The 23,857-nt window shown below is 53.4% G+C and carries 22 protein-coding genes; 4 read left to right on the forward strand and 18 right to left on the reverse strand.

The genetic code is table 11. The annotated features are described in order from the left end of the window. Nucleotides 1–342 precede the first annotated feature (342 nt). The 4 genes from B2R17_RS00960 to B2R17_RS00975 all read right to left on the reverse strand — a co-directional run bounded on the left by B2R17_RS00960 (nt 343) and on the right by B2R17_RS00975 (nt 3,215). Complete coding sequence (locus B2R17_RS00960; protein ID WP_008667391.1) at nt 343–1,149, reverse strand: TlpA family protein disulfide reductase; 807 nt, start codon at nt 1,147–1,149, stop codon at nt 343–345. A gap of 218 nt (nt 1,150–1,367) precedes the next feature. Beyond that, nucleotides 1,368–1,808, reverse strand: a complete 441-nt coding sequence (locus B2R17_RS00965; RefSeq protein WP_286762468.1) for a hypothetical protein — start codon at nt 1,806–1,808, stop codon at nt 1,368–1,370. Nucleotides 1,809–1,863: 55 nt separating this feature from the next. Beyond that, nucleotides 1,864–2,361, reverse strand: a complete 498-nt coding sequence (locus tag B2R17_RS00970; protein ID WP_286762469.1) for a hypothetical protein — start codon at nt 2,359–2,361, stop codon at nt 1,864–1,866. Between the two features lie 116 nt (nt 2,362–2,477). Next, nucleotides 2,478–3,215, reverse strand: a complete 738-nt coding sequence (locus B2R17_RS00975; RefSeq protein WP_286762470.1) for a hypothetical protein — start codon at nt 3,213–3,215, stop codon at nt 2,478–2,480. 194 nt (nt 3,216–3,409) lie between these two features. Here B2R17_RS00975 and B2R17_RS00980 point away from each other — a divergent pair, with 194 nt between their 5' ends. Both B2R17_RS00980 and B2R17_RS00985 read left to right on the forward strand, forming a co-directional pair. Further along, nucleotides 3,410–3,769: an IS4/Tn5 family transposase DNA-binding protein gene (locus tag B2R17_RS00980; RefSeq protein WP_286762471.1), complete on the forward strand. Its 360-nt coding sequence runs from the start codon at nt 3,410–3,412 to the stop codon at nt 3,767–3,769. Next, nucleotides 3,769–4,974, forward strand: a complete 1,206-nt coding sequence (locus B2R17_RS00985) for an IS4 family transposase (protein ID WP_286762472.1) — start codon at nt 3,769–3,771, stop codon at nt 4,972–4,974. Before B2R17_RS00980 ends, B2R17_RS00985 begins: the two co-directional genes overlap by 1 nt. Nucleotides 4,975–5,794: 820 nt before the next feature. Here the strand turns inward: B2R17_RS00985 and B2R17_RS00990 are convergent. Continuing rightward, nucleotides 5,795–6,184: a hypothetical protein gene (locus B2R17_RS00990; RefSeq protein WP_286762473.1), complete on the reverse strand. Its 390-nt coding sequence runs from the start codon at nt 6,182–6,184 to the stop codon at nt 5,795–5,797. Between the two features lie 910 nt (nt 6,185–7,094). Here B2R17_RS00990 and B2R17_RS00995 point away from each other — a divergent pair. Continuing rightward, entirely contained in the window at nt 7,095–8,456 is a 1,362-nt protein-coding gene (locus B2R17_RS00995) for a transposase (protein ID WP_286762474.1), read from the forward strand. On the opposite strand, the gene B2R17_RS01000 is transcribed toward B2R17_RS00995, so the two are convergent. The 13 genes from B2R17_RS01000 to B2R17_RS01060 all read right to left on the reverse strand — a co-directional run bounded on the left by B2R17_RS01000 (nt 8,371) and on the right by B2R17_RS01060 (nt 22,121). Beyond that, nucleotides 8,371–9,105, reverse strand: a complete 735-nt coding sequence (locus tag B2R17_RS01000; RefSeq protein ID WP_286762475.1) for a hypothetical protein — start codon at nt 9,103–9,105, stop codon at nt 8,371–8,373. The genes B2R17_RS00995 and B2R17_RS01000 overlap by 86 nt on opposite strands. A gap of 122 nt (nt 9,106–9,227) precedes the next feature. Then, a complete protein-coding gene (locus B2R17_RS01005; RefSeq protein ID WP_144056634.1) occupies nt 9,228–9,710 on the reverse strand; it encodes a hypothetical protein in 483 nt (160 codons plus the stop codon). A gap of 414 nt (nt 9,711–10,124) precedes the next feature. Further along, on the reverse strand, nt 10,125–10,601 hold the full coding sequence (locus B2R17_RS01010) for a DUF3592 domain-containing protein (RefSeq protein ID WP_286762476.1): 477 nt from the start codon (nt 10,599–10,601) through the stop codon (nt 10,125–10,127). An 859-nt stretch (nt 10,602–11,460) separates the two neighbouring features. Then, nucleotides 11,461–12,003, reverse strand: coding sequence for a hypothetical protein (locus tag B2R17_RS01015; protein WP_286762477.1), 543 nt, complete (start codon nt 12,001–12,003; stop codon nt 11,461–11,463). A gap of 560 nt (nt 12,004–12,563) precedes the next feature. Then, nucleotides 12,564–13,640, reverse strand: a complete 1,077-nt coding sequence (locus B2R17_RS01020; RefSeq protein ID WP_286762478.1) for a hypothetical protein — start codon at nt 13,638–13,640, stop codon at nt 12,564–12,566. Nucleotides 13,641–13,726: 86 nt separating this feature from the next. Beyond that, nucleotides 13,727–14,362 (reverse strand): hypothetical protein, encoded by a 636-nt coding sequence (locus B2R17_RS01025; RefSeq protein WP_286762479.1) that lies wholly within the window; start codon nt 14,360–14,362, stop codon nt 13,727–13,729. A 66-nt stretch (nt 14,363–14,428) separates the two neighbouring features. Continuing rightward, nucleotides 14,429–14,944 (reverse strand): hypothetical protein, encoded by a 516-nt coding sequence (locus tag B2R17_RS01030; protein ID WP_286762480.1) that lies wholly within the window; start codon nt 14,942–14,944, stop codon nt 14,429–14,431. 1,332 nt (nt 14,945–16,276) lie between these two features. Next, nucleotides 16,277–17,314 carry a TolB family protein gene (locus B2R17_RS01035; RefSeq protein ID WP_286762481.1) on the reverse strand — a complete coding sequence of 346 codons (1,038 nt, stop codon included), beginning with the start codon at nt 17,312–17,314 and terminating at the stop codon, nt 16,277–16,279. A gap of 745 nt (nt 17,315–18,059) precedes the next feature. After that, nucleotides 18,060–18,479 (reverse strand): hypothetical protein, encoded by a 420-nt coding sequence (locus tag B2R17_RS01040; RefSeq protein WP_286762482.1) that lies wholly within the window; start codon nt 18,477–18,479, stop codon nt 18,060–18,062. Nucleotides 18,480–19,383: 904 nt separating this feature from the next. Beyond that, nucleotides 19,384–20,079, reverse strand: coding sequence for a hypothetical protein (locus tag B2R17_RS01045; protein WP_286762483.1), 696 nt, complete (start codon nt 20,077–20,079; stop codon nt 19,384–19,386). A gap of 201 nt (nt 20,080–20,280) precedes the next feature. Next, nucleotides 20,281–21,120, reverse strand: coding sequence for an IS66 family transposase (locus tag B2R17_RS01050; protein ID WP_414707195.1), 840 nt, complete (start codon nt 21,118–21,120; stop codon nt 20,281–20,283). Between the two features lie 33 nt (nt 21,121–21,153). Next, nucleotides 21,154–21,684: a hypothetical protein gene (locus B2R17_RS01055; RefSeq protein ID WP_286762485.1), complete on the reverse strand. Its 531-nt coding sequence runs from the start codon at nt 21,682–21,684 to the stop codon at nt 21,154–21,156. Between the two features lie 95 nt (nt 21,685–21,779). Beyond that, nucleotides 21,780–22,121, reverse strand: coding sequence for a hypothetical protein (locus B2R17_RS01060; RefSeq protein WP_286762486.1), 342 nt, complete (start codon nt 22,119–22,121; stop codon nt 21,780–21,782). A gap of 760 nt (nt 22,122–22,881) precedes the next feature. Between B2R17_RS01060 and B2R17_RS01065 the strand changes: the two genes are divergently transcribed. Then, entirely contained in the window at nt 22,882–23,655 is a 774-nt protein-coding gene (locus B2R17_RS01065; protein ID WP_286762487.1) for an IS110 family transposase, read from the forward strand. Nucleotides 23,656–23,857: the final 202 nt, after the last annotated feature.

A 23,857-nucleotide genomic window follows, 5' to 3' on the forward strand; every position in this document is an offset into this window, starting at 1 on the left:
CTCGAAGTGCGCATTGGGAGGCCGACCAACATCGTCAGGTCCACGACCGCGTAGTAAATCGTCGTGGATTTCGTTGAGGGCTTTGGACTGGTCGATGTCTTCGGTTCTCAAGAATTGGCCGATCTGAATGCGTTCGAGTGACACGACATTGTAGCGAACCGTGACAGGATCCTGTCACAGCGACTTCCGGCGAGGTCTGGTTTCCCGAAACAAGCAACTAACGATACCAAGCCGATTCCATTCGCCTCTCCGATTACAATGGGGGCATCGGGCGTTGGCCACAATGATACAACCAAACCTCCAGTTACCGGGCGAAGGCAGCATCAAGGCGAACGTCATGGATTATGGGGACCGAGCAGTTGATCCGGATTTCAGAGCCGACGACGCCGAGGTCTCCTGTGCATCCGATGGTACGACAGACAGTTTGTCACGCCTGACAGAATTTGCGGAAACTCTTGCCGCAATCGCGGCGTCGATTTTTCGTCGATAGAGCGAAGTTGCCAGCAACTGCAAGTCTGCCATGACCTCTTCGCGGTTGCGATTACCTTCGAAAGTGATTGGCCATGGAATGGCAAGGTCTCGGCAAATCTCTTCGTACTCTTGCAGAGTGAATTTGCTGCGTTCAGGCATCATATCGGCGCTGCTGTTGTATGTAACGGTACCGTCATGCCCGATGACTACGACCGTCGGGTAACCCACTATCCCGAACCGTCGGACCGTGGTCCCATCCGTTGGGGATTCACCGCGATCCAAGCCAGTAGGAATCGACCACCCCTCCCGCTGGAGCACATCCTTGATAACCTCCATCTCCGTGCCTGCAGTATGAATTGACAAAAACACCACGTCCTTTTCTGCGTATCGCCGTTCCAGCTTCTTAAGAACGGGTACGGTTTGCAGACACCCGCCGCACCAAGTGCCCCAAAAGTCGAGTACGACAATCTTGTCCCGGAGGCTGCCAACATCACGGTCCTGCCCATCCGTCCATGCTACCACTTTCCACTCAGGTGCAGCTTCGCCTGGCAGGACTGGAGCGGCCTCTGGTGAAACAGCCTCTATAGCGGTTTCATCGTCTTCAGCGTGAACGACCTGGCTAAGACTCAACAGCAGAGTTAGCTGCGCGATGCGATTGATAGTAACGCGGCTGTGCATTTGGTGCTCCATTGCAGTCTGAACTTCCTAACGCGGAACGGCAGACATCACGCTGCTACGCCTTTCGGCGACCGCTTTGGCGAATTCAACAGAGTGCCCAGTTATCGGACGGTGGCGGCTTCGACGCGAACGCTACGCATCAGCGGGCCGGCGTTTTACTCGTTGACTTCAAAACCGACCCGGCCGCCGGCTCTGTTGAATGCAATGGTTCGCCAAAATCAGTTGTTCTTGACATCTGCAGGAATGAGAAAGCCGCTTAGCATTGTATCCAGGCGTGCAGACTTTGCCAAAGCTAGATCTTGCTCCGACGCGGCACCGGATCTAACGCTTTCCTTCGCGAGGGCCTCGATCTCACGAGCTCGAGCTTCGTACTCAATCGCCGCGTTTGGAACACCAACCATGAGCGATGATTTTAACAACTCGCGATTCGCTCTTATTACAAATCTGGCATTCGTTCCGTAAATTCGATAATGCGACATTTGTGCGTCAAAAGCCGTCCTATTAATATCCTGTTTAACTTGCTGGAAAAACTGAATCAGTGTTCTGCCGACAAACTTATGGTCTTGCGGCCTCGGTTCAGCTTGCGGTTCGGCAGAGTGACCACTTGTTGCACTCTGCAGAATGGATGCAACAACAACGAGTAGAATCAAGCGTACCATGTGCTAATCCTTTGGGCTTCTGAAATTGACGCTGTGAATCATAGCTGACCACGGTTTAACGCCTACTCCATGGCTCCGTGAGCATCCGTGGTTCGTCGCCAATGAGGGTGGCGTTTGATTCTTGGTCGTTCAGATTAATGCCGTTGAGATGATCGAGGTAGTGATGAACCATCCCGTTCGGGTCCGACCAAAGACAGACAAGTTCTGAGCCGTCGGCACCTCTTACGGGAGTTCGTAGCGTACGTGTGGATGGGTTGTATGTCCAGTCAATCTGGATCATTTCTCGCATGCGATCAAAATAATCGGGTTGACGAGCATTCCAGAACAAGCGAAGGGACGGCTCGTCGCTGTGCAATTGTTCCAAGTCTGACCAGTCATCGGGCCATTCGTTGTCATGTTTCTGCATGTAGCGAGTCAGCAGCGTGCCGGTGTCCCACGCCGCATACGCTTCCGGAATATGCCACCAAACGTAAACGATTTGGCCAACGAACCCGGCAGCCACCCCGAGTGCGAGAAGCAGCAATAGTCGCAGTTTGCGATTGCGTGTAGTCATCTGATGATATTGACACGACGAACGACGGCGGTAACGGGGCCGCCGCCAAAAAATATGATTTCAAAACTCGCGTCATCGGCGGCTCCCGTTCACCGCTTTGTTCTGCGTTCCTCGATCTACCGAACGATCGGCACTTCGATCCCAACAAGTGCCACGTTCTTCGCCCCATCCCGGAATTGAAACATTTTCATCGTGATACCATCGAAGATCTCGCCGCCGGTTCCGTGCGTTTCCAACCGTTTTCCCTGACCATCAAACGCTACAAGTCTGGCGTCACTGTGGAATTCGTTTAGTGAAAGTGCACAGCAGATTGTTGTCACGTTTAGTCCATCGTTCCTTGCGACGAAGAAGTTGTAAGAGTTGTTGACGAAACCTGTTTTTGGATAGTGGGGTGCAAGTTCCCATCGAAATCCATCCGCTGCAGCTGGCCGACTTTCCCCAGCCTCTGTTCGTATTACCACGGAGTCCATGCGGTTCTCCTCTGACGTGATTCCCAAACAGAGATCCGTCGTTTTCACTTCCGTCGATCCATCTTCCGATTTCGTCCAGTCGATAGAGGTGTAGAAGATTGACCCCGGCGGCAATTGCCGGCTTGAGGCAACTTTGTCGAATTTCGCGGACGTCTCTTCCAAAACATGCTTTGATTCGTCGGGCACCGTGTACTTGGTCGGATCCCAGTTCGCCAACGCGTCAATCACCTCATCGACAGTCAGTTGATCCTCGGATTTCTGATTGTGTTCTCGAACGGCTAATTCGAGTGCCGTGCTTTTATTCGTCTCGGCAGATAGTGGGGTACATGCGAGTGACGACAAGAATAAAGATGCCAAAAGTACGGACGGTCTCTTACGAAACATGAATTGTTTCCCTTTCAGGCGATACGGGTCAGTTAGACAAACGCAGAACGGTAGACATCACGGGGGACGGACTTTGTTGTTACACACAAGTCATCACACAAATTGTGACGTTGGTGACTAGTTGGAGTCAAGCTAAATTGATGACGGCAGGACACGGTGGTCCTGGAGCTAGTTGATCACGGAGGAAACCGACGATGATAAGTCAGTGGGTCATGGATGAGATGAAAACGGCCGATCTTCGCGACAAACGCCTCGAACGCAGACTGGTTGAGTTGCTCGATACGCTTTCGCAAGCGTCTACCTCCAGCATTCCCGCGGCCTGTCACGACCGGGCAGAGATGGTCGCGGCCTACCGTTTCTTTGACAACGATAAAGTCGGCTTAGAAGAGGTGCTCGCACCCCATATCGACGCCACTTACGCTCGAATGAAGGCACAAAAAGTTGTGCTCTTGGTGCAAGACACCACCGAACTCGACCTGACGCGACCCGCTAGCGAAGTCGAGGGTGCCGGGCCAATGGGCAGCGGTCGTCGTAGCGGCGGGTTATGCACTTAATGCACGCTTTCACTCCCGACGGTACACCCCTGGGAAACGTTTCGGCCGAAGCCTGGACACGAGAGCCAAAAGACTACAAACCCAAGGCAAAGCGGTGCTCAAGTGAGCGACGGATGCAGATCAAACGAAAGCCATTTGAAGAGAAGGAAACCTATCGCTGGCTCACCACGTCACAGCATTGCGCCGAAGTAAAAGAGCATTGCCCCAAGACCCAGTTCGTGATGCTGGCCGATCGGGAATCCGACATTACCGAAGTGCTCGAGTACTGTCGCAGCCAAGACCAGTTTGACTGGGTGATTCGGATCGACGGAAGCCGGGTTTTGAATAAGGAAAAGTTTCGAGATCGAACGGTCGCAATCCGCGAAGAATTGACAAATCGCAAGTCTCTCTATCAAAAAACGCTTGACGTTCGCGGTCGGACGGCCTGGGGAAGCGAAGGGCTTAAACATCGACCTGGCAAAGCCGACCGCAGCGCTCGCGATGTGACCGTGTCGGTTCATAGTGGGGAAGTGACTCTGAACGATCCACGCGCCGGTCACTACGACGGGGTCATCGTCAATGCAGTGCTGGTACGAGAGACCAAACCGAACGGCAAAGACGATCCGATCGAATGCCTGATGCTGACAAGCCTTCCAGTCAAGACACGCAAGCAAGTCGATTTTGTTCTTGAATATTACCTAATGCGTTGGATGATCGAGTTGTTCTTCAAGGTCTTAAAGAGTGGCTGCAAGATCGAGTCCCGCCGTTTCGAGCACATCGACCGTTTCCTGCCGTCGCTGGCGATCTACATGATCATCGCCTGGCGAAGTTTGTATATATGCAGAGTCAGCCGAAAACACTCTGACGCATCCTGCGAAAAGGTTTACAGCGAAGCGGAATGGAAGAGCGCATGGCAAGTCGTTCGTAAAAGTCGGCCACCACGCAAGCCACCGACACTATTGGAGATCACAAAGGCCGTCGCCGAACTGGGTGGCTGCATAGATCGCAAGAACACGGGCCCGCCGGGACCTCAATCAATGTGGCTCGGTCTTCAAGCGATGCACATCATGGCGACGTGCTGGATGGCATTCGGTCCGGGAGCCGATCGAAGATGTGTGAAACAACGAGGGGACGGACGAAAGACTTTCCACCCAAAAAACCGTGCAAGCCGTTCTCCAGTGGATGTTATGGTTCTGCCTTATTCGCTGCAGACCTACATATGTTAAACGGGAGTATAAGCAAAACACAAGGTGCTATCCCGCATGCACTCAGGGCCACAATTCCCGCGCCGCATTGCAAAATATAACGCGTCGCAAACATCTGTTGACGGAAGGTGACACCCACTGCGATGACACTTGTTGCGACAACTAATGACAAAACGCTAATCTGAAGTCGCAGATCGAATCGGAGGCAAATGAAGTTAACGCCCAGGAAAGCCAAGAAGCCAACGGCCGATGCAATAATCAAGTCAGCGGCAAACAACCAAAGGTTAAAATGCCTTATTGTTGTCGTGTCTGAGAGCCATCGAGATGTCAATGGTATCTGACTAGTCGTCTGCACGGGCGGCATGGGGCGTTGGATAGAAAGTCGGGTGCCGAAAGCCAGTGGCCAACCTTGTACCCAATTCCGCAATGGAGGTTCACCAAAGAAGTCACCTGGGCCTTGCCATTCACCACGCGCTTTGTCCCAAGCGGCCAAGTGCAGTTGGTATCCATCTAAATTCAGGATCGTGAATGCAAAAAGGACAAACAGCCCGACGAAGATTGCAATACCATATGGCCTGTGTTTTTTCATGCGAAATCTTTTGCAGAACGACCGCCGTCACCGGGCGGCGAGAGTAAAACTAACTATCAGGAAACGCGCTGACGCCGCTCCGGGCGAGTAGACCGAGGTCTCTTTGATTTAGGCGAAGTTTGTGTTCCCTGTTTGCCACCAGTTTCCTGTGGTGGTGTCACAGTATTCTAACCATGCCGCATTGACCCCCGGCCCCGCCGCAAGCCCAACTTCGTGAGCACGCTATGGTTACATGTGGTTTTGGGCTCAAGGTCAATTGTTGCGATGGAATTCGGTGGGTGAATGAGAAAATAAACCTGCGTCAACGTTCTTTCGAACGAAGGAAAGCAACGAGTGTGGGTTAGCAGTTACCATGATCGAATCGGTTTTGGTTTCCGAGATCGTCGTTGCAACAAGTTCTCCGTCTTCGTTTGGAACTGTTGTCACATGCTTAGTCTCAGTTCGTTCTACCGTCCCGGCAACGTTGCCATCTCCAATCGCGGACTCCACAAAAAGGGAATCAACGCACGACATCTCGATACCATCCCGGTGAACCCGAAGCCGCATCATGATGTAGCCAGCGATTTCCGATTCGTTCCATGAATCACGGTCAATTTGAGGTTCGCTGTCACGTTTGTTTGGCGAGAAGACAGGAATCTGCATGATGTGGAATTCGCCAACCCGAGTTGCAATGGCGAACCCTCGAGTTGCCTTTGGCGGAGTCGATCTGTCCATGGCCTGAGAGATCGACCGAAATCGAAACACACCAGCCGGAGCGTCGCCCTCGGCGGGGCCTACGTGAACATGGTGGGAAACATTGTCGGGTCCGGCAGTTTGTTTGTAGACGCCGAAAAGCTCTTGCGGAATCGTGGCAGCATCAGGAGTTTCGAGCGGATGTTCGAACAACGGAATCGTGCAACCGCCAACGACGAGGCAGGTGGTCGCTGCGAGAAGTAGCCGTCCAATCATCCGTGTTCTTTGCATGTAATTTCCAAGGTCATTGGCGAAGGGCATTCGGCTAAGTTGGAATCGGGAAAGAGACTGACGCCCTTACTCCGGTGCACCGAATTGTTCCGCATTCGAACCGGCAGTCAGCGCAACGAATCGTCTGTCTCGGGGTTTGTATTGTAGCAGCATGGTTCGAGCATGTGCCAAGCATGGGATCGATGACGGTCAACGGCATTGAACTCCGTGTTCGGGTCGGCGATCGAACACGCCCATCCGAGCACGATTCGAGCATCGGGATCACGAGCGTCACTCGTGCGCACCGGTCACCAACCTGGATCGAGCGCACCGATCACCACGGATGACGGAGCGTGAGGCTTTGATCAACTGCGGAACGACAGGCGTAACCCGGTTGTGGCGAGCGACGCTGAAATCTTAAACCGGCCCGACCACAACTCGGGTTCACGCAATTGTTAGCCAGCCCGTGGTGCAAAAGGGCCATCTTTTGGCATGACTGTGACGTGGGTAATTTTGTCCGCTTCAAGCTGGAATCGCAAGAAGCAGCTAGCAGCGTGTTGATTTTCGCCCAATTTCGGTAAGATCATCGAATCTTACTCGGAGGGCCTCGATGGGACTTGGAAAACGCAAACGCGAACATCAGCAATCGTTTTGGGTGGCGGCTGACAAACTGTGCAATGCTCCTCGGAATGCATTCTACGATCGTCTCAACCAGTTGCTTGACGAGGTCAAATTCGACGAACAGCTGGAAGAGGCGGTCGAGCCATACTACGAGAAGTCTGGTCGCAAGGGCATCGCTCCTGGCACTTACTTCCGCATGATTTTTATTGGGTACTTTGAAGACATTTCGTCTCAGCGAGGGATCGCGTGGAGATGTGCCGACAGCAGGTCGCTTGCGAAGTTTCTTGGGTTTGGCCCCGATGAGGCGACGCCCGAACACAGCACGTTATCGTTGACACGGGAACGCCTACCAATGGAGGTCCACCGCTTCGCCTTTGAGCTGATTCTCAAAGCGACTGCGGAGAACGGATTACTGAAAGGCAAGACGCTTGGCGTTGACGCAACTGACTTGGAAGCCAACGCATCACTCAAGAGCATCGTTCGCAAAGACAACGGCGATGACTGGCAAGCCTATCTTCGCAAGCTCTATGTCGAAGAGACCGGAAAGGACAGTCCAAGCGACGAAGAACTTCGCCGGTTCGATAAAGGACGTAAGTCTAAGAAGAAGGTGAGCAACGATGAATGGGAGAGTGCAACCGACCCAGATTCCCGCATTGGGAAGATGAAAGACGGACGTTTTCACTTGAAATACAAAGCTGAAAACGCAGTCGATTTGGAAACGCAAGTGATCGTTTCTGCGGAGGTCTACTATGGAAATCAGGGCGACACTCACACGATCGAAGACACCGTGAATTCGGCCAAGACTCACCTCAGAGAGACTTGCCCGGAAAAGGAGGTTCAGGAAGTTGTCGCCGACAAGGGGTACCACTCTGAACACGTACTCGATGGCCTGCAGAACGAATGCGACCTACGCACGTACATTCCAGAACCTGACCGCAAGTACCAACGAACGTGGACTGATAAGTCCCCTCAACGAGAGGCAGCCTACCGCCGGAACCGTCGCAGGACCAAAGGGAATCGTGGTCGCCGACTTCAACGACATCGCAGTGAACGAGTGGAACGAACGTTCGCCCATCTATGCGACACTGGCGGTAGTCGCCGGACATGGCTTCGGGGGCTTGAAAAGGTCCAAAAGCGATACATGAGTGCCGCCATGGCGTACAACCTCGGACAGATCATGCGCAAAATGGTCGGCGCGGGAAAGCCAAGGTACGCAGCAGTGCTCGCCGAGCGAGCTTTTTCGCGATTCTGCGCAGCTTGGGAGGTTATGGCGTGCCCAGAAAGCCTCCTGACAGATTCGCAGCGCCAGCAAAATCAAAATTGGACGTTTCAGGCTTCGCTCGGCGCGTGACCGCGGCTGCTCGATGGGAGCGGCAGATCAAAGCGAAAATCAACAGGCTGCTAGGCAATGTGTAACGAATCCATATCGGAATAGTTCCGAACCCCGTGTGTGGACCGCCGCCTTGATCGTTTGGCGTGCCATATTCAGTAACAATGTCAGAGCGAGTGACGTCGTCGGGTAAAACCGGTAGTCCTATCAGCGGCAGGTAGCGGTTTGCGAAACGGATGGGAATGGTTTCCTGACACATCATCATGTACGTGCAGTCAATAGGTACACAGTCCGCGCTCACTGCAATACTGGCTGCAATTTTCGATTCATTTTCGCCCATTGCCGCAAACCGAGCACTCAACGTTAGGCGTTCAGTTTTGGAGCAGAAATCCACGGCGTCAACGCTGAGCGACGTTACGGAATAGTAGTTGCGGTCTAATCTGAACGACGGCTTGAAGATCGGGTTTTCGTATTCGGCACTCAAACAGTCTGACATCTCGATCGTACGCTTGCGCAGCGAGGTAAACTCGACAGCATCGCCGAATGGGAGGTTCCGGAGTGCACCATCGGTGTTGCCACAGTCAAAGTCCACATCGAGACGACCGATAAACAGTGTGCAGTCCGCCGACACGAGTTGAACTTCGGTGCCACCAACGATCAGGGTGCCCATGTTTGAGTCCATAGCAGTTGGCGATGGCCTTGCTGGCTAACGTCACCCGGAACGCGCGAGAAACTTTCCATTACAAATTCGCCTGATTCGCGTGCTCGGGTGCACGCTTTGGTTCGTCATTCTCAGTCTTCCGAGTCACCGACAATTGGGAGCCTAACGGAAAATCCAGAGCCACGAAGAATGAAAGCGTTTGCATTCTCTTCCCCCGTTTTCCGTAGCACGTCCACGAAGAAGATATCACTTGATTTTGTGACAATGACGAGCTCTGCCATCTCCCCTTCTTCCGCTAATCTCCCCCACTTTTGCATCGCTCCTGTTTCGGAATACAGTGTGCGAGCTAATCCGGACGCTATTTCACGGGTTTGCTGATCAGTTAACTCGTCGTCAGCGGTGCTGGGAATTCCAACTGGCTTTAGCTGGGTCAAGATTATCCGCGAAACGGAACCTCTCGGTATGGCATCCGGAAAATGCATGCCAATCCAGTCATTTGCTTTCGCAATCGATTTGTAGTCGACATGCTTCATCTCAATCAGCGGTGGTTCAGCCGCCGTGGCATGCGTTAGCAGGCAAGCGGTCAGAACTGCAAACATCAGGTGTCGGATCATCGTATTCTCCTGACGAACGTCCAAGGTACCAGGTAAAGGCGTTCGGTGAAGTTGAGATTAGGGAAAAGACTGACGCGCTCACTCCGGTGCACCGGATTGTTCCGCATTCGAACCGGCAGTCAGCGCAACGAACTCCTGTCTCGAAGTTTGCATTGTAGCAGCATGGATCGAGCATGTACCAAGCATGGGATCGATGACGATCAACAGCATTGAACTCCGCGTTCGGGCTGGCGATCGAATGCGTCCATCCGAGCACGAACGGAACGTGAGACTTGCAGCATGGATCGAGCGTCGGGATCCGCAACCTGGATCGAGCGCACCGACCACCACGGACGACGGAGCGTGAGGTTTTGATCAACTGCGGAACGGGACGCGTAACCGGCCACGCAGGAGAGATCCTCAACTTCAAAAATGTTAGCTCGCGCGCTCCAGATCACGCGATGGTTCCCCGCCGTCTTGGCTAATGCAGCGAAAATTCCGAGCAAACCAAGCAAGCGCAAAATGAATCGCACCGAAGACGCAGCCAAGCACGAAGGTCACGAATGGAATCAGCCAAGTGTAAGAGAACGTGTCGATGCGAGCATTCGACGGCGCGGTCGGATCATACAGCACGTCGACACGGTCACCAATCTCGCCAGGCGATGGCGAAACGCGACCGAATGCTTCAACCGAGTAATCACGTCCGTTAGCAGCAAAGGTGAATGTGGGCTTGAATAGCAGGTCACCTTCAGCGTTGGTCGTTGCGTCCAACTCGACGACGGTACCGGTGGTGCGTTTTGCATCGCGGAGAAAGTCAGCTGTGAGAACAGTCGCGATCAACGAAGCCAGAAGTGAGCATCCCGCAAGGAGCGGAATTAGAACGCGAACCATGCTAAACGAGTTGCGGATCATTTAAGATTTGAAGTCAGTTCTGTCGGGAAGCGCCAAGGTCACCGAGTAAGGGAATTCGGAGGAGTTGGAATGGAGAAGAAGACTGACGCCATTACTCCAGTACACTGAAGTGTTCCGCATCCGAACCGGCAGTCGACGCAAATTGGTCGGCGGCGGAATCTGAATTGTAGCAGCATGGTGCGAGCATGGGGTCAACGACGGTCAACCGAGCAAAAAGATACGGCCGTCAATCGCGATCAATGAACTGCTTTCTTTCATGGCTGATGCTTGATGAGTAGAACACCTGGGATAACGCGGTCACGATTAAACGTTCCGAGCGAAGCGGGCAAGACCGCGTATTAGGACTCGCGTTCATCCCTTTATTCTGTCGTTGCGTTTTGCGAGTCCTTCCGTGTTACCTCGTCGGAATATGATGCACCACATTCGATGCAGTACCTCCCGATTCGCACGCCCTTCCATGAAAATGCCAGAGTTTTCTTGCAGAATGGGCAACAAGGGCGAAAGATCCACGCTGTCACGAGTGCCAACGCAAGAGACGCAAAAATTACCGCGCGAGATACGGTTTGACTATTCGAGATCAGCATCCAAATCCAAGCCGGTATCAGTACCAATAGAATCCAACTCACGGCGCGCAAGATCCGATTTCGCTGGATTCTAAGATGTTCGTATCCCGTCGATGTAACTCGTTCTCGCAATGTCAAATCCCCAACTCGGATGTGCAACACGACACTCTGAAATGCGTTCGCTTCAGTTATGGTCGATTTTCGAAAGCATCGGGGCGCCCAAGTCATCGACAGAACGCTACGGATCCCGGGGACCGAGCAGCCGATTCCGATTTGAGAACCGACTTTGACGAGGTCTAGCGTGCATCCGATGGTTCGATGGATTCATCGTCGTTACTCAGGCCGTTCCACGTCATCGGAAGCCTCTTAGACTTAATTGATTCATGGTACTTGGTGGAGACGACCCTTCCCCTCTTGATCAGAAACTCAATCACGTACTCCAGTTCATTTGTGAGCTGGTCGTAATCGCCGACTGAGATAAAGATGGAGCCGGTGTACCAGTGTGCATGGATCGGAAATCGTTTCGGAATGATCTGGCGATCGGATACCTCCTCACCGTCGATTTGCCCCTCGATGGATTGTAGGTACAGTTTATCGCGGCTAATGCTAAATATTGCCCTGTAGCCCCTCGAGTTTGCAGACGAGCGCATTTCAAAATTGGGGATCGGCTCTCGCCCGTCCGGTTCTTCGTCCGAATAGTACCAAAGACCAAGCATCGGGAGCTGAAAGATTCCGTAGGTGTTGCCGCCGACAATGACTTGGTCATTGACCTGAACTGTCGCGTAGGCTGGCGTCGTCGCAGAGAGCATCGCGGCGGCGAAGAGCAGGATAATTCTCATTGTATTTCCCGTAAGTTACCGATCAGCCGGCGGCGATGGCTGATCATCCATTTTTAAACGCCCTACATCGCTGCTCGGTTGCACGAATTGCTCTACATCCAGCTCGTATGGTACCCGGAGAACGTCATGGGCGTCTATCAGCTCTCAACGAACGCGTCGAAGATCGCGCAGACAATGACTCCACACAGCAGTACACCGGGCGAATTCAACAGCAGTGGCCATTTCGAGTATGGCTTTCGCTTTACGGTCGGGAATGCGATCAACGACCGATGCCTTGACACCAAACTTACAAGTCAGGACCGCCCCACAGTGAACCTCAACAAGCGAAATTCACAGCCGCCACCCCAAACACTTGCTGGTGTTCGCGTTTGCGCTTTGCAAGTCCCACCGAGGCCCTCCGAGTAAGATTCGCTGACCTTACCGACATCGGGCGAAAATCAACACGCTGCCAGACGATCGCGTTGCAACTCGCGATGATCGAAGCAACCTGGAAAATAAAGTGACTCAACCGCCGCATCCACGCGAAGTCAAATCCCTATTGGTTATCGGAAACAGTAGTTCTAGCGTGGAAAGAATGCTTCCCAGGTCACCACGGGCATGCCGTTTTCCAGCATTGTAAACGAAGGCGAAAAGAGCACACCGCCCGACGGTTCATTTGCAGTCGAAGTGAGCGTCCAAGTGCTGACACCCCACCGATACACCTTGACGGTCTCAGAGTCATTCGTAGCGATAAAAAGTCGGCCACTTTCGTCCCAGTTGGCACCAATAAATTCGCTTTCATCCGGCAATTGAATACGGTCGGATATAGTGCCGTCTTTCGGCTCAGAGTATCGAAACAGAATGCGTCTGGAATTCGCGTCGCGTCCAACTATTGCAAGCGTTTCGTCAGGACCAAAGTAAACTTGGTCTAGTGTGTGCTTGAGGGGGAACTCGATCTGGTACCTTGGCATTGCACCGCTGTTGCGTTCCAAGTCGGCGACGTCAGTCATCAGTATTTGCCCGTCCTCTGCACGAACAACGAACCCGCGGTGGTCGCACGTGGTAATCATCGACCCAGGTGGAATGGGGGAGTCGATCAAAGTTTCCTCCCAAGCATCGCTTTGCAGCTTAAATATGCGGTGTCGGTATGACTGCGAGGTACGGTCGTATGACCGGTACGTAAGGACCGGCTTTGTTCCGCCACGCAAATGGATTGCCGCATCCCCGCTGTATTCCGCCTTTAGCCCGTTCGGCGGGCCAACCCTCGCCCAACGATTGTCTCGGAGCGTGTAAAGAAAAAAGCGATCGGCACGATCCGGATTCGAGGGGTGTGTGTAGTAGGTGAGGACCCAAGGATTCCCGTCTTTATCAGTCGCAATGCCAGAGAGGAAGTTTCCGCCCACTCCCGTGATCGCGAGACCATTCTCACCTAGTGGCTGCCATTGCTTCTCATCGAGAACCATCGCCGACACATCGCGACCAGCTTCTCGAAAATAGAGTCCTACGAGCACCGTCTTGCCATTCAACGTGAACACAGCAGGAGCATTCAATGCCGTCTGTGGCGCTGAGACATTCAGGAACGTCTTCAGGCGGTCGCTTCCTCTTGCATTGGCTGCAAGCAGTGTAAGTGCCAAGGCGAGGCAAAGTGAATTGTGCATATTTCTCCAACATTGCTAGACATCACGGGGGAACGGACGAAAGACTTTCCACTTCAAAAATCGCGCAAGCCGTTCTCCCATGCATGTCATGGTTCTGCTTCTTCTTGCGTAACCCACGATGCTATCGCGCGTCGCATCTGTAAACGACCCTTGGTCTCCGCGCCGGACTCGGGAATCAAGTTTGCCGCTGCAAGTCGAATTTCCAGCCAGGCAATCCGGTACCCAAGGTAGCCCGATGGTTCATCGCTGAGTGCGGAGAGCAGTGATCGCCCTGATAGAGAGGTTACGCCATGATCAGCAGCAATTATCTTACCATTGGACTCAAACAATTCGTGCCATGATCTCATCTTGAGTTTATGTTTGCCGTTGTGGATCAAGACAGTTGTGAACTGAGAGTCTGGGCCAAACTTTGCGTCATTGAATCGCGGTGTGTCGAACACGCCGATAGTGCGTAGTCGTTCAATCGCCGATGTGAACCGTTCTGGATTCACCGTCGACGAACGGAACGGTTCGCCACCGTTGAGTCGGTCGTGCGACCAAACGACATGACCGTCGTCCCAAGCGGCAAATATGAGTTTTGGCTTTTCGGAAGAGCCGAAGCCCCAGTTTTCGGTGTAGATCGCGAACACGTGATCAGCACCCGTGATCGGCCGCGGATCGTCGCCCAGTGTCGTCGAAGACACGACAAGAGCGAGCAGCAGCGAAGGCATCAGACGAGGCATTTTGAGCAACCTTTAGTAACAGAAACGTCAAGCGTCAGCGGGAACACGCGGAAATGTCGCTAACAGTCAAATCGCTCCGCTCACGTTCTCCGGTTCACGCAATGGCTCCCTGCCAGTTGGGATACCGCACCCGAAATACCGGCGAACGATTGTAATTTCCGAAAAACATGCAACCGAGGCCAGCATAGCAGGGAATTTTAGAAGGTCGATATCCTGGCGTCCGGTCACCGCAAAGTCGAGTAGAAACACGAACCACGCAGCGAAAGGAAACAGCACCCCCGCAAAAAAGGACGGCACGCGTGAAACCAGTATACGCCTACAGCCGACTCGGCCGAGTGCATACAAACCAAAGACGACGGCACACGCGGCGAATAGTAAAAACGGAACCAGAAGGGCATCGGCGATATCGAGGAGAGCCGACAAGTCATATGGACTGCGAGGGTGTGTTGAGAACGCCAGCAGCACAACAGCAGCTAATGGAAATGCCATCCCAAGTGCGAAGAAACCGGCACAAGAGAAGACACGGTGGAGATCGAGTGAAGCCAGGGAAGCGTCGGCGCTCGGCGATGCGTACGGATTCAACAATTGAGCTGGTTGTTGCGATTGAGGTCGGAAGCGTTTCAGTCGGTGAACGATTGGGATCACGTGGCGGCCGCGAGCGACATACTACTCCACTAAATTTGACTCGAAGACTCACGTGGATTCCTCGGTTCGTCGTGATTGATCCACGCCGAACGCCAAGAGTCTGCTACGTCAGCAGACGCCCACCACAAACCATTGTATGCCGTGGGCTTCCCGAATGCTTGAGATACGAACATCGGCCCGAAAAACGCCGGAATTGGCGGCACCATGAGCCAAAAGCCTAGCACCAGAAGCTGCGATGGATCATTCTTCACGCAGATCCACACAGCAATCCAGGGAAGGGAGCAGACAATCAGTGCCGGCAAGGTGTATTTGAGTCGGGGTTTGAATCCAATTCTTGTTTCGCACCTCGTGCAACGAAATGAAGCAACGTAACGACGCGTCCGAGGGAAACGTTGCTCACAAATGGGGCAGAAGTTTTTCGGAGCTGACGACTTGCGTTCGCCTGAGTTGCCTATAGACGAGGACGGTACGTAAGGATTCACCATAACTCAGGTCGACGAACGGTAGGGTTCAGCGGGCGGCGGAAAGCGATTCAACGATTGCCAAAACGGCCACGACCATCGCTCCGTTGCAACCGATGGTTCGCCGCTCTCGTCTTCGTCGCTGCCGTCAGCATCATCGTATCGATTTCGCCATTGCGAATCCACCAACTAGACCCGCAATGCCGCCTGCCGCCAGCTTGAAGCGTGACGGTCTAACCTTATTGTAGCAATCACCGCATGAGATGGAGCCTTCCAATCAACGATCTGGAACGGTCGCGGGATATCGAACCGGGACGTCAGGTGCGATCAGTAGGCGACTGACGTCTCGTGCCCAACGATGGGCCCTCACGCTGAACCAGAAAACGGAAGCACCGACCGCTGCTCCGGTGAGGGTCGACACCGGAGCGAACATCAACACTGTATCCAGAAACGAGTAACCGCGAGAGTTGAAAGGCGTTGCGGATGTAAACGAAAGGGAAAAGTGCAGAATCATCGCGAAGTTCGCACCGATGATTCCCGCAACTACTGCTGCCCCAAGAAGGTGGTCGTGGCTATGCCCTTTCGCATGCACGATGCCAACCGCAACGAATAGTAGCGTCGTGATTGTAAAACTAGCGATTTTACTGACGTGCCAGCAGACCGGATAGATCACAAACAAGATTGCGAAAAAGGTTACGATCGAAAGCAGCGTAGCAATTCTGAACTGTTTCAAGAGACGTTACTGTATCGACGAAATTCCACGATAACCGAGTCGCGGGGGTTGTTTGACAGTTGCGAAATCGCTCGGCTACCGCGACTTCGATTCATCGTCTGGTTCTGCTCTTTGTCCAGACCTCCAGTTTGCAGGATTCGTGAACAGTGCGGACGATGCAAGTTCGTTTGTTTTCCCGTCGGATGAAACTTCCCACAAGCTGTAGATCGCGCGATTACCAGCATTAAACGTCGTACCCGCGAGAAACACGATGCGTTTGCCATCCGGAAAAAAATCAGGATACCGGTTGTATCGCGATTTGTTTCCGACGAGGCATTTCGTCTCATTATCGACTCGCGAGACACACACGTCGTACCAGAACGACCGTTCACGGTCAGAGCAAAAAGCGAGGGTCACGCCATCCTGCGCGAGCATCGGGTCGGATGCCCAAGCGCAGACGTCCGGATCGCATTCCGGTTCTTTGGGAATCACACGTTGGGGCTTGCCAGTTGGATCGGTCGAGTAGAGAGCAGCGTTTGGCGCATCGTCCATCCCCATCAGATCAGCGGAATAGAGTACCGAGCCGTCAGTTCGCGGGATGATCCGATACATTTGGGAATAGCGTTCGTTTGTCAACCGTGAAAATTCTGTACCACCGGATGCGATCTCGCAGGCGTCCCACTGATCCCACGTCCATCCGCCGAGGCTGTATGGACGATGCCGATAGGCACGTGCGAAGACAATCCGTGTTCCATCAGGATTAAATCGCGGAAGAATGTCGGAAGTCTCAGGGTCGTCTGTTAGCTGTTCGACACGGAGAGTCGAACGATCCATCAGGAAAATGTGATGCGGAGCAGAATCACCCGCGGATGCAGAGAAAACAATTGTTTTTCCGTCCGGTGAGAACGACGGATAGCTTTCGGTCTGCTCGGTCTCGGTGAGACGGGTAACGGAGTTTCTTGCAAGATCGAAGATGTACAAGTCGCCATCAGCAGAAGAGAACACCACCGATTTGCCGTCAGGCGACAGATCGATGCACACGTTGTCGTGTTCAACCGTGGCGTTCTCACCGAGTGGGCAGCCAAGCAGAGGCAGCATACTCGCGATGACGATGATAGCGGTGCGGCGTTTCATTGGGTTCGCTTGATGAGCGGAACGGTTGCGATGACCAGGCCGCGGCGCTAGATCATCCATTGCAGGAAAGCTCGACTCCGCGTCTATCGCGTGGTTATCCGTCAGTGCGAGCCGTGACGAACGTCGGACCCCAGTAATCGCGTACCAAGTCAAGGAAATCGGATCGATTGCCGATCCAAATATAGCATACTGGAATCGTCGTAATCTTACCAAAGCGATCAACAAACTCGATTGGTTCACACATGTCAGGGTTGTGGAACCACTGTCGTCTCCTGACGCGAACACTTCGAACGTTATCGCGATGAAGAAGATAGTCGGCTTTGTCGAGCGAAGACCGGTAAAAGGCAATCTGTTTCGCAGTGACATAGGTTGCGTAGCGAGTAGGCCAAACAAGTTGGCATAGCTTGACTAGCAGTAAAACGATTGCAAACGCTAACGCGATGGGTATCAGTCCGTAGTTGAAGCTCATGTTCGGATATCTGGCTGCGATGCCCTCTGGACCGAGCAGCGTGAGGTAGCCGAGCCCGGAAACGAATAGCGAACAAACTGGTAGGAACAACCATGCGTCGTCTGAGTTTGCACGCACAATGACAGTGGCGTCATCTTCAACGTAGCATGTCTCATTCGCTCTCATCATACATCCAATCGGGTAACAATGGCGTTGACCAGGCGGCGGGTAATCAACTGCCCATTGTCAAAACGCATCGTCCGCCGCTCCGCATCCAACGCTCGGTTCCCTGCCTTCTCAAGCTACTGCTTTCCGGTAGATGAAGAGGCCGCTTCCGATTATAGACACAAACATTCCCGCAAAGGCCAGCAATTCAAGGGCTCTGGCGGGGAGGCTCTCTGGGCCAACGGCTTTGATTTTCAAAAGTCGGTCACCGAGCTGGGCGGCTTGCTGTTTAGCCACTTGCATATCTGCCGATGTCAGTCCACCCGCCTTGTTTCTCGCGGAGTCAACCATCGATTCAGTGCGGCGAATGTCGTTTTCAATTCGATCGAGTTCCATTGGGTCGATGCGGTAGCTCCGCTTCAGCAACAACCATGAAATCGTAACTAAAGTCGCGATCATCGAAACGATGAGCGGAACAGTTGAATTCCTATTTGTCGTCATGCTTTTGTTTAGGGGAACGAATTGTGATCTATGGAAGCACACGAGGTGCATGCATAGATCGTGTGTTGAACTCTGTCGCCGCACTGGGTTGGATGGGGAAGCAAAGCAGGACGTCTGATTCGCTAGAAACAGCCTACCAGATACGATTCTTGGCATGCCTGGAAAGCGGCGAGGCCGGGCAGGGACAGTTGATTCGCAGCATGTCTTCGGCAAGCCGCTTGGTGTGTGCCTCGCTAAGCTGATCGAGAAGCATCACTTAAGTCAACGGATCTTCGCCGGAACGAATCATTGAAGGTCTATGATACATGGAAACAATTCCGTCGGGGGACGCTTTTCATATCCGGGCCGCCGCGATTGATGCTCCACTTGAAAACGCGAGATCGGCGACTCCGCATTCATACCATTGCTATCGGGCGTTTGCGTAGGAGCCAGACGCCAATCGCAGTTTTTGGTATTGAGGCAAGGACCAGCACAAAGATCACAGCGTCCCAGTGCTATAAGCGGGTGGCAGCGAAAGATTTGCAAGCAAACAGAAAGGCGTTCACCGCCACTCCGTTGCAACCCACGGCTCAAGTGAGCCGCTAGCGTGGCGGTTTCGTATTGGTGTTGGAACGGAGGCGTTGCGGATTGTTGGAAGCATTCTTTCAGGAGGAGCTGATTGCTGCGAACAGCTCAGCGACTCCTCCTGAAAAGGAATACAGCAAGCCCAAGTTTAGCTCAAACGGTTCGCGAGATGCACCTGGATTCCACGTCCTGGAAAGTCTTCGCCCGAGACTCTTCGAAGACTTGCATCGGACCGGCAAGTTGAAACGAACTCACGATGGCTACATCCGCACGATAGCTACGTCCGAGCGGTCAGGTAGCTCTCTGATTTCGCCTCCCGCAGTCCCGATCAGGTGACCAAGAAAAAAGGCCCCCTCGCGTTCTCCTGTGCACGCCATAGTTACCCCAACTACTACTCGCTTGGCACGACGCCCGCCCACCCCTTCCACGATGTCCCATGCTCAACGTCAACAGTCAGGGTGCGGTCAGCAAAAGCCTGTGCCTGAGACTTCGATAGATTGGAGTCCACTATTCTTATTGTGCGAATAGAATCCATTTCGGCAAGTGCGTCCAGAACGGCGTCGCCTACGTTGCTGGACCAGACAACAACCATTGGGGTGTCACATTCGTTTGCGAACTGAAGGAATATAGGTGACGTTAGATCGCAATCGCGGAAAGTGATGCGTTTGGACACTCGTTTTGGAAACGTGATGCCAACAAGCTGCTCAGGTTCTATTTGGGAGCCATCAATAGTGAGATACTCTATTTCACGAAAGAAACCGGGACCCAAGTGCTCCTGCAACACTGCCGGTAAGAGGAGAGGCCCCCAAGTAAACCATCGCCCGTTCGGCGTTCCTTCGTTGTTAAAACGAATAATGACTCCGGATTCTTCCAATCGTGTTGCGGCAACCGACCGTTGTACCGGGCGGTAGATCAACGCCATTGAAATCGTGACGAAGACACAGGCCAACGCAAGTGTGGCGGCACGGCTACGACGAAAAGCCCAAAAGAACCCAAGTAACAACACAAGTGAGATCGTGCCTCCGACGATAAGCAGCGGAATAAGCCCCGACGAAAGAGCTTCCGGGAAGGCATTGATCGCGAGCATTGACGCAATGACCAGCGCAATCGTCGTCGATAGTATGAGCCGAGATCGCGACATGGACTGCATTTTAGATGGGAGCTTCAATCGGATAATGGTAACGATCACGTGGCCGCCACGAACGAATCACCACTTCAAAAAAATCATTTCGCGGCCTCCGTTGAAATCGATGGTTCGCAGCGTACATGATAGCGTATTCGTACTTGTTTACCGCACCGTGATGGGCAGAGGCAGCGGCAATGCCGTCGGGCTTGTTAATTGACTTTGCAAGAACGCAAATGGCTCGGCCATTCGTTGCATGCAAGTTCGCATCACACTCATGATGATCGACTGGGCGTTCGCGTCAGCTTCACTTCGGTTGCCACCCCACACCTTTCGATTGACGACAGCCGGTCGAATCGCCTGCTCGCCACGCCAATTGGTCGCATCCGCTCCCGGATGACGGAGAAAGGTGAAGAGATCATCTAAATGGTTTTTCAAGAACTTTGCGAAACGCTCGTTGGCCACATGTGTGTTGATCGGGCGAACCAGGTCACGAATTCGCATCGTCAAGCGTCCCGCCATCACCTTTAGCCCGTGGTCGGTCATCTTGCCGGCGGGAAACCGATTGCGATATTCAAACCCTTTGAGCAGAACGCTCTTCACTGCACGTGGGAACGCCAACGCACCACCGATCCCGCTTTCAATCAGCGATTTACATCGCCGAAGCAGGTGAGCAAAGCATTGCTGGTGTGTTACTGCCGTGAATTTGTCGTAGACCGACCAGCCGTCATGTCCGAAGATCCCCGACCAATTTCTTCCAAGCAGTCGCTCCGCCGGTTCGACACTGCGCGTCGGGTCAATTTCGTATGCCGTCGCAGTCAGGCCAACAAACACATGCAACCATGCCAGACGTCCATTGACACGCCAGCCTGTTTCATCGCCGACGACTTGCGGCGAGCCACGCACGGCGTTGCGAACCTCCTCATGAGCCGATTTCAGTCGTTTTGCGGTGCGAAGCATGCTTCGACAACTCGTACTGCGTCCGACAATGATTTCGAAAAGCATTTCCAGCAAACGCTTCACCTTGCCGTGACTGAGTCACAGTTCTTTATTGAGAAGTGCCATCGCAGCGTGGACGCTCGGTCCGAGCTGCACAGCAGCAGCCCCGGTCGCATCGGATGTTTGCAGTTCGTGCGGACCCTGCACCGCTGTGCCGCAAGCGGTGCAGGTTCCAGCTGCAATATTGAACTGTCGTTGAATGACGGTGCGAGGGATTTCGGTCTGGTATTGAATTCGTGTCTCGGTCTTCGTCAGTTGATTGCATCCGCAGTCTGGGCAACAGTCGGGAAGCGGTACATCACACGTTTCATCGATTTGCTCAGGAACAGTCCGGCGATGGTGCTTGCCGTGATCCTCGCCGCTCTTTCGCCTAGGTTTCTTCGGATCGGCTTTGCGTCCCTTACGAAACGGGGCCGCCTGACGTTTACCCTCTCGCTCGACCTTCTCGAGCCGTTTCGTCAGTTTTTCAACTTGCTCGACCAAGGCATCAATCACTGCTTGCTGCTGCTCAATGATCCGTTGCTGCTGTTTGCAACCCGGGCAATCGGTCGTGATTTTGGGAACATCCATGATCCCGGAATTGTGGTCGAATCATGCGGAATTCACCAACACCAGTTTCTGGCTCGGTAAACAAGTACGCGTATTCTTGATAGGCAGTTAAATATTTAGTCCGGAACATGCCCTATATCGACAACACGATCATCTGCAAACGTGACTTCGAGCCACATGTCATCAATCACGCCGTCAGTTCCAGCCCAATAGACGTACTTATCGCCGATGATGGAATCGGGCCCGGTAGAAGGCACACCCAGCATTCTATCGACGTCCGCACGAGTGGCACCGTCTAGCTTGCCGTCTGCGAGCAGATCGGAAACCATCCGAGGTCGCTGCGACGGATTTGACTTCCATCGTTCTGACGTGAATGGAATGTCGCGGTTCCGGTAGGCGCAAACGGCAACGAACCCCACGATGGCGATAAAGACGAGTGCGACTAGGATTCGTTTCAATTGTGTGGCATCAGTTGCGAGCAGTAAATCGATCAGCGCTACGTACGTCCATCGGGGAACGATTGCAATCACCCGGTCGCGACGAGAGATTCTCAATTGCAAAAACGCCCGACTTCGCGACTCGGGTGCATTGCTTGGTTCGCCGTAATTGTTGGGCAAAACTCCGTTGACGTCCCTGAGACATTGAAGCCGGCTACGGACCGTCCACAAAGTGCGATACGAGCACGGATCCCTCGGTTACGTCTCCGTCGAGTAGTATAGCAACGTTCCAAATCCGTGACATCAAGAGTCCAGCATTACTGTTGGTGCGGCGGCACCGAATAAAGTCCAAGTTGTCGTGGGCGGGTCCATCATCTGACCAATGCCTCATCTCACGAAACGTACCATTTCGGGTCACGGTGCAGTCGAATCCCTCATCTTTCATACGGGCGATTGCGTCATCAATTGACATCCCGGCTGGCACGAGCGAAGCGACGGACGTTTCCATGGCCGTTGGGTCTTCGTGACGCCAGGTGGCTCGTTTCGCGGTGCCGACGCAGCACGCGGGTTGTGTGGTGACAAGTAACACGGTGGCCACTTGTAGGCAGTGATGTAGCGGCATCCGTGCTTCCTTCATCGGCGAAAGAATCCATGTAAGTCCGAGGTTTGATGGGTGGGAGTCATTTGTCAAAAATGACTGGCGACTCGGACCCGTGATCCGGGCAGCGTGCGGCTGCCTGTCACATTCACTCCACCCACCAAACACAACGACAGTCTTCACGTGAATATTCTCGCACTGGACCTCGGCAAGTTCAACTCCGTTTGTTGCTTCTTCAACGACAAAACTCGGCGAGCGAAGTTTCTCACAACGCCCACCACGCCGGAGCATCTCACCAGAATCCTTCGTGAAAGCAAAGCCGAACTGGTCATCATGGAAGCCTGCGGCCCATCGGGCTGGATCAACGATCTGGCTCAGTCCTGTGGGCTCAAAACGTTTGTCTGTTCTACCAATGAAGAAGCCTGGCGATGGGCCAACGTCAAACGCAAAACGGACAAAGACGACGCAGTCAAACTCGCTCGCATGTTCGGGATGGAAGAACTCAAGCCAGTTCACATGCCATCACTCGAACATCGCGAGTTCCAATCACTGGTCAAGTATCGCAAGACACTCGATCAACGCATCAACAAAACGAAAAATACGATCCGAGCCTGGTTCGTCGACCAAGGAATCACGATCGATGCGGGAGACAAAGCCTGGCACACGGGACGTGACCACATCAACTCCTTTCGGAAGCCGCTGGCTGAATGCGGAAACAACGAACTTTGGAAAGGCGAACTCGATATTGAGTTGACAATCCTAGACTCGCTAACGGAGCAACTCAGCACTGTCATCAAAAAGCTCGAGGCAATCGGGAAAACGGATTCGCGAATCAAACGCCTCATGACCATCCCCGGGGTCGGGCCGCGTACCGCTGAGATCCTGGTCGCCTGCATCGACGACCCTCATCGCTTCGAAAATGGAAGGCAGTGGGTAACGCATGAACCAGGGAAGTGAAACGACCGAACGAATCCGAACGTCTTCAGGAGGGCGAATGGGGGCGATATGTCGCGACGGCAATCTCAAGCTCAAAACTCATCGGGCAATGAGCCTCAATCCGCTTCCATCCAACTCGTTGCCAGCGGAACTGGCCCAGGGCAAACGGCCGATCAGGAATTCACCTGCTTCAGAACCAACCCGCCTCTTCGTTAGAGAACGC

It is taken from the genome of Rhodopirellula sp. UBA1907 (assembly GCF_002337565.1).
Classification (GTDB): Bacteria; Planctomycetota; Planctomycetia; order Pirellulales; family Pirellulaceae; genus Rhodopirellula; species Rhodopirellula europaea.

What these genes read in the sequence shown, in the direction of transcription:
- B2R17_RS00960 (WP_008667391.1), bottom strand. Translation starts at nt 1,149, where the DNA reads ATGCACAGCCGCGTTACTATCAATCGCATCGCGCAGCTAACTCTGCTG.
- B2R17_RS00965 (WP_286762468.1), bottom strand. Translation starts at nt 1,808, where the DNA reads ATGGTACGCTTGATTCTACTCGTTGTTGTTGCATCCATTCTGCAGAGT.
- B2R17_RS00970 (WP_286762469.1), bottom strand. Translation starts at nt 2,361, where the DNA reads ATGACTACACGCAATCGCAAACTGCGACTATTGCTGCTTCTCGCACTC.
- B2R17_RS00975 (WP_286762470.1), bottom strand. Translation starts at nt 3,215, where the DNA reads ATGTTTCGTAAGAGACCGTCCGTACTTTTGGCATCTTTATTCTTGTCG.
- B2R17_RS00980 (WP_286762471.1), top strand. Translation starts at nt 3,410, where the DNA reads ATGATAAGTCAGTGGGTCATGGATGAGATGAAAACGGCCGATCTTCGC.
- B2R17_RS00985 (WP_286762472.1), top strand. Translation starts at nt 3,769, where the DNA reads ATGCACGCTTTCACTCCCGACGGTACACCCCTGGGAAACGTTTCGGCC.
- B2R17_RS00990 (WP_286762473.1), bottom strand. Translation starts at nt 6,184, where the DNA reads ATGCAGATTCCTGTCTTCTCGCCAAACAAACGTGACAGCGAACCTCAA.
- B2R17_RS00995 (WP_286762474.1), top strand. Translation starts at nt 7,095, where the DNA reads ATGGGACTTGGAAAACGCAAACGCGAACATCAGCAATCGTTTTGGGTG.
- B2R17_RS01000 (WP_286762475.1), bottom strand. Translation starts at nt 9,105, where the DNA reads ATGGGCACCCTGATCGTTGGTGGCACCGAAGTTCAACTCGTGTCGGCG.
- B2R17_RS01005 (WP_144056634.1), bottom strand. Translation starts at nt 9,710, where the DNA reads ATGATCCGACACCTGATGTTTGCAGTTCTGACCGCTTGCCTGCTAACG.
- B2R17_RS01010 (WP_286762476.1), bottom strand. Translation starts at nt 10,601, where the DNA reads ATGATCCGCAACTCGTTTAGCATGGTTCGCGTTCTAATTCCGCTCCTT.
- B2R17_RS01015 (WP_286762477.1), bottom strand. Translation starts at nt 12,003, where the DNA reads ATGAGAATTATCCTGCTCTTCGCCGCCGCGATGCTCTCTGCGACGACG.
- B2R17_RS01020 (WP_286762478.1), bottom strand. Translation starts at nt 13,640, where the DNA reads ATGCACAATTCACTTTGCCTCGCCTTGGCACTTACACTGCTTGCAGCC.
- B2R17_RS01025 (WP_286762479.1), bottom strand. Translation starts at nt 14,362, where the DNA reads ATGCCTCGTCTGATGCCTTCGCTGCTGCTCGCTCTTGTCGTGTCTTCG.
- B2R17_RS01035 (WP_286762481.1), bottom strand. Translation starts at nt 17,314, where the DNA reads ATGAAACGCCGCACCGCTATCATCGTCATCGCGAGTATGCTGCCTCTG.
- B2R17_RS01040 (WP_286762482.1), bottom strand. Translation starts at nt 18,479, where the DNA reads ATGCACCTCGTGTGCTTCCATAGATCACAATTCGTTCCCCTAAACAAA.
- B2R17_RS01045 (WP_286762483.1), bottom strand. Translation starts at nt 20,079, where the DNA reads ATGCTCGCGATCAATGCCTTCCCGGAAGCTCTTTCGTCGGGGCTTATT.
- B2R17_RS01050 (WP_414707195.1), bottom strand. Translation starts at nt 21,120, where the DNA reads ATGCTTTTCGAAATCATTGTCGGACGCAGTACGAGTTGTCGAAGCATG.
- B2R17_RS01055 (WP_286762485.1), bottom strand. Translation starts at nt 21,684, where the DNA reads ATGGATGTTCCCAAAATCACGACCGATTGCCCGGGTTGCAAACAGCAG.